Annotated in this window: 4 protein-coding genes; 3 read left to right on the top strand and 1 reads right to left on the bottom strand. The window is 40.4% G+C overall.

Going from position 1 to position 6,159, the window contains the following annotated elements; translation table 11 throughout:
* Window positions 1-778 precede the first annotated feature (778 nt).
* Entirely contained in the window at window positions 779-4,267 is a 3,489-nt protein-coding gene (locus DW019_RS14595) for a beta-L-arabinofuranosidase domain-containing protein (protein ID WP_118444033.1), read from the bottom strand.
* A gap of 191 nt (window positions 4,268-4,458) precedes the next feature.
* Here DW019_RS14595 and DW019_RS14590 point away from each other — a divergent pair, with 191 nt between their 5' ends.
* The 3 genes from DW019_RS14590 to DW019_RS14580 all read left to right on the top strand — a co-directional run.
* On the top strand, window positions 4,459-5,274 hold the full coding sequence (locus tag DW019_RS14590) for an AraC family transcriptional regulator (protein ID WP_118444032.1): 816 nt from the start codon (window positions 4,459-4,461) through the stop codon (window positions 5,272-5,274).
* 244 nt (window positions 5,275-5,518) lie between these two features.
* A complete protein-coding gene (locus DW019_RS14585) occupies window positions 5,519-5,704 on the top strand; it encodes a hypothetical protein (RefSeq protein ID WP_117480160.1) in 186 nt (61 codons plus the stop codon).
* Window positions 5,685-6,159, top strand: a 475-nt coding sequence (locus tag DW019_RS14580; protein WP_182431164.1) for a UPF0236 family protein, incomplete at its 3' end; no start/stop codon positions are given. The genes DW019_RS14585 and DW019_RS14580, both read left to right, overlap by 20 nt.

Here is a 6,159-nt window from a genome sequence, read left to right as displayed (position 1 = left end):
CAGCAAGGGTGTCCATCGTGAGATGGAATCTGAAGGAAGCTGTAAGCAAATCTCTGGTCCAACGGACAGAAATCACATATAAGGCTAGGCTATGAGAGATAAGTTGGCTAAAAGCAACGAAGTCTAATAACTATCACTTTTGTAGTAGCAGAGTAAATGTGGCGGATATATGGAGAGAAAGAGCGTGCACCTTAAGCGTGGAGGTCTCACAGAGGTTCCATTAGCCTAGTAACAACGAACTGTGAGAAGTCAGCCGAGCCCATAGTAGTGAAGAAGTTTCTGTAATGGAAATGGAGCAAAGGGGCGAACAATCAATAAGTTTGAGTATGTCTCGTATTGCAGAAATGGCAGCAGCTACAAGGTGGAGAAATTAAATCAACTCATCAGAGGTTGGATAAATTACTTTAAAATTGGAAGTATGAAAACACTTTGTCGAGAACTAGATGGTAGCATCAGATACAGACTTCGTATGTGCATTTGGAAACATTGGAAAACTCCACAAAATAGAGCAAAGAACCTTATGAAGCTTGATGTACCAAGATGGGCAGCATTTAAAATAGCGTATTGTGGAGACAGATATACAAGACTCGCCCACAATGGATGGATACAAAAGGCTATAAGTACAAAGAGACTAACCTCATTTGGATTAGTCTCAATGTTAGATTACTACACCGAAAGGTGTGTTACTTGTTAAGTTGATTGAACCGCCGTGTACCGAACGGTACGCACGGTGGTGTGAGAGGTCGGGAAATTTAGTTAAATTTCCCTCCTACTCGATTTATTTAATTGTAATCGTCTTAGTCGCTTTTAACTTACCAACTTTAACTGTTACCTTTACTTTACCCTTCTTACGTGCTTTCAATACAACCTTTGTTGCTGATTTCTTTTTCAGTTTTGCCAGTTTCTTCTTATTAACACTCCATTTTGCTTTTCCTTTCACATTCTTTTTCTTTACTTTCAATGTGATCGTCTTGCCCTTTTTCACCGATTTCTTACCCGTGATTGAAATAGATACCTTTTTCTTTGAAGTGTTTGACGATTTTGGTGTCGCAGTATTCTGTGAAGAACCGGAATTATTCTTTGGCGTATCGTCCTTTTTCACATCATCTTCTTTTACTTTGATGACAACCGAGTAGTCCCTTACTGTCTTATGATCTTCTGCATATACTTTTACTTTCAGTGAAAGCGGAGCAGCCGTAAGCTCATATGTCTGCTGTTTTGTATCATCTACAAGTTTATCATTAACATACAGCAGACCAAACTGATCGGCAATACCATATTTCAAAGCTACCGAAGTTGTTCCCTTCGGCACAACGATCGTAAATGTGTCATTGGCACTGCTTACTTCACCAGCCGAGCTTGTCAAAGTATTCAGGACAGCCTGATCACTAAAACTCTGTGTCATATATAAACCGCCTACCAGACGTGCGCTGTCTTCTGCGTCAGAACCACTTTCAAATCGTACCGACACTACGGTATATTCTTTTGTATCTCCTTCCGGCACGATCTTCTTCACATTTTTCTTCAATACATCATCCGGAATATTAATATATTCGGTATAGAAGGCTGCCGTTCCGTCATATGCCAGTTTTTTGCTGGCGATCTGCTTATCACCGACCATGACCTTAATTGTTTTTCCATTGTCTTCTTTCGCAAACTGGCATAACAAAGCGTTACCTTTATCCGGATTTACAATAAAGTTATAAGTGAAATATCCACCTGCTTTTGCATACCGTGTACTTCCGCCATCCGTAATCGTGCCGGCAACTGAGTCTTTTTCCTGTAACTGATGAATGACATCTCTTTCGTACTGTCCATATCCCGGCTGCGTAGAATCAAGAATACTGGCATCAAGACGTCCGTTTTCTTTTGCTGTAAGGATCTGTTTTTCGTCACTCTCTGTATACTTTGTATCAAAATACCAGTAGATTCCATAACGCTCATCATTTAATTTGTTAAATGGAACGAACTGCAATCCACCATTAAATGTTGTGTCCGCATTGGTTCCCTTCAATTTAAATGCTAAGGTACCACTCGTTGTATCTTTCACAAGATAATTGTCAATATGATCGATAAATTCAATCGTCGACATATCTTCCTGAATGGTTAATGTTTCATTTCCCAATGGTGTTGCCGCTTTTGACTCACCATACTTGATCGTAATCTTCTGATTCTGATCACCAACTACTTTATATAATGGGGCTGTCAGATTAGCACCTGCCCAGGTAGTTGAAGCCATCTTTTCTTTTCCTAATCTGGCTGCAAGAACAGTCGGACCATAACGGAACGCAAATACCGTATTGTTATCCGGAAGCCCGAAAGCATCTACTGACATCGGATATTCCATTGTAACAACATCCCCATCTTTCCACTCACGATCAAGAAGAATGTAACCACCTGAGCTGAATGCCGCTTTCTCTTCCTGACCATTTACCGTAACAACAGCTTTGCCATGCATCCAGTCCGGAACGCGCAGTGCCAATGCTGCGGAAGGAATTGTACTGCCATCTTTTGCATTAACTGTAAATGTCGCTTTGTCTGATTTCGTTACATCTGACTTCTGAGTCACAACAAGATTTTTCTCTTCCCATGTTACTTTAGAAGAAACATACTGATTTACGATCAAGGTATCATTAGCATGAAAATAAATACTATCCCCCAATTTCGTAAAGTTCTCCATGCCACTTCCGGTACAGCACCAGAACATGTTTTTGGCCGGATCTTCATTGCCAAATGTCTTAAAGTAACCGGTAGCCATCGGAATGAAATAAGCAGCGGCTCCACTCTCGGATTTTACAGCACCCATGATAGAGTTGCGAAGAGTTGTCTCATAATAATCCGCATATTTCTTATCACCTGTTACTTTATATAACTCTTTTGCCATTTTCAGCATATTATGTGCACAACAGCTTTCGCAGTTCGTCTGTGTTCTTGTTCCGTCCTGATTATTGTCTTTGCGGAAATGTTCCATAACACTGACGCCACCTGTTATATAGGCATGTCTTGTAACCGCTATGTCAAAGAACTTCTCTACATTTGTCAGATAAGCTTCATCATCCTTTGTTAATTCACCTGTCTGTTCCAAAACAACATATCGTTTTAAAGCACCAAGGAACTTAGGAATCGTTGTATTGGCATGTTTACCATTTAAGCAGTTTTTACCACCTTTGGCTACAGTCTTATAAAGATTAGGTTCATCAAACTTGTGCGCAGCTTCCAGATGCTTACTGTCTCTGGTGCATAAATACAACTCATACAGGCAATCATTCATTCCGCCATACTCTGTACCAAGAACCCTACCTTGTGTACCGGCATCCCATTTGCTAACACGATTATAAATCCAGTCGCCTAACTTCTTTGCAACTTCAAGTGCCTGCTTATTACCTGTGTATTTGTAAGTATCAACAAGTCCTGTAAGCATCTTATGCATGTTATACCACGGTACCCATGTTTTTCCGGTTGTTTTACCTTCCAGAATATCAAATTGTTTTTCCACATATCCTTCCGTCTCTATCTTGGCACCAAAGATAAATCCTGTTCCTAATTTATTCTGGCACTCTGCCAGTCCTTTAATCAGTTGTTTGGATTTTTCTTTCAGATCAGCATTTCCGGTCGCTTTCACAGCCTGCGCTATCGCCGTAAGATAATGTCCGACACTATGACCGCCAAGCCAGCCATCTTCCCAGCCACCGTAAGGAGCAATTTTTTTCGTGTCAAGTCCTGCTGTCTCACGGAATCTTGATAACAGACGATCATTATCAAATTTCTTCAAAAACTCAATATCCGAATTTTGTGCTGTAAGATAATAATCATCCAGAAGTTCCACCTGATCTAGCGCAAATTCTTTGGTTGGTCCCATCTCAGACTCTGCCAGAACAACAAACGCAAACTTTCTCGCCTTTGCATAATCTCCCATCTTCACTGTTCCCTTCAATGTAACTTCTTCATCCGCTGCTCCTTTTTTCGGTCTTGTAACCTTTCCTTCATTAGAAAGAACTGACGGATTAGAGGATTTCCAAGAAATCGTAGTTCCTGAAGCTCCTATCGTTGGTAATGTAAGATCCGATGTAATATGCTTCTCCGTAAAAAGAAGGGATGCTGCATCAGACGTTACCGCCTTCTGTGTACTAACCGTGTCACTGCTTTCTGTTTCTGCTGCCTGTGCAGTCATCCCTCCACCGGATGCCGCTGTTCCTACCATCATGGCGCCTGCCAACATGATAGCCAGACCGCTCTTTGCCCATTTTTGATATCTTCTGACATTCATACGTTCAAACCTCCATACATTTTTTTAAAAACTTAGTAATCTTACTATTGCATATAGTAAGTGATAAGTAAATAAAAAAAGTGATACATTTGGTTTGAAAAAGTAAGATTATTATACTATACTATTTTTATACATTACCTGCTTACAGTTGCATTAAACGCTTCCATAAGCTAAAAGGAGGATGTTTGAAAATGGAAAATATTATAATTTCTACTGCTGCCCAGGTATCTTATAAATATAATGGTCTGTTTGAATCCAGCTCACCCGACTGGATCCATATGTCTCGGACACTGAAAGAATACCAGCTCATTATCGTAACAGAAGGTACTTTACACATAGCAGATTCAGAAAAAGACTATACGGTAAACCAAAATGAATATTTAATTATGAAACCAGGACATCAATATGGAACGGCACCCTCCCTTTGTTCTTTCTACTGGCTTCATTTTGAATGTCCGATGTTGCACATTAAGGATGAAGCCGTTATCACACTCCCCCGTTGCGGTTCTCTATCCTCTATGAACCGCATCACTGCCGTATTCTCCCAGCTTAATGATGTCAACTTTACCTACCGGGACAAACGGACAAACAACTTCTACGCAATGAATATTTTACTGGAACTATATAATCAGATACAGGAAAGTCTGTTATCACAACATTCCTTTAAGGATTATTTATTACAGAATGTAAAGAATTATATTAAATGGAATCAGGCCTATCACCTTACCGTAGCCGGTCTGGCAAACTACTTTGGCTATCATCCCAAATATCTTTCGTCGCTCTTTCACAAAGAAACCGGCATGACATTAAAGCAGTATCTCATCAATGAGACAATGGAATATGCCAAAGTAGAATTATATAACACAAACCGGAGTATTTTGTCTATCGCACTAAGCCTGGGTTTTTGTGATGGGCATGCCTTTTCTTATGCCTTCAAACATCATACCGGCATGACACCAACACAATACCGGAACAGCCACCATCCGATCTTCCGCAATAGTGACTGACGTAGTCTGCCCGCTAACTACTCAACAATATTACTGATCCATACTCCCTTTTTTATCATGCGGTATCCAATAACCACTTTTGCAATATCTGCCGCCTGTACGATTGCATATACATCTTTTTACGTACTGATAAGTTTAAAAACGAATTACACTCCATCCGTACGATTGATGAGCAGGAACGGAACCACATAAAAGAAATCTGGATTGACAGTGGACTTCAGGATTAGAAGGAAAGGATATTACAATGGCATTTAAGTGGATCATCAAGCAATCTAAATCACAGATACCGGCATTGATCATCGTTACTTTAATCAACGGTATTTATGCTTTTTTCAGCGTGGCATTTGCTTTGCTGTGTCGTGGTATCATTGACTGCGCTGTTTCTCATGAAAAACAGGCTCTGATCTGCTATGGGACTGCCATGTTTTGAGCTTATCTACGTCTACGAGGATGTAAATTTCGATGGGAGTAAGCATGAACTGGTAAACTGCCATTATTTCGGAGGGGATTATGCCGGGACGGAAGGAACGAAAGAACTATGGCAGGAAGTGTTTGATTTTATTACAGAGAGCTATGACGAGGAAGTGCTGGAGAAAATATATATAAACGGAGACGGAGCGGATTGGATTAGAACGGGAGCAGGAATGCATGCCAAGGCACGTTTTGTTTTGGACCGTTTTCACATGCATAAATATATCATATCAGCAACAAGCCACTTGAAAGATTCCGCACAGGATGCGAGAAGTGAAATATACAGAGCTATTAACGGAAAGCGGAAATGGGCGGCAGAAGAAGCATTTGATAAGATTCCGCATGTAATAGAGAGTGAAATAAAAGCAAAGGCAGTAGAATCCGCAAAGAATTATATTCTGGGGAACTGGGCAG

The organism is Clostridium sp. AF37-5 (genome assembly GCF_003477605.1).
In the GTDB taxonomy this organism is placed as follows: Bacteria; Bacillota; Clostridia; order Lachnospirales; family Lachnospiraceae; genus Eubacterium_F.
Note: the sequence above shows the minus strand (reverse complement) of the source record. Positions and strands in the feature narration are given on the sequence as shown.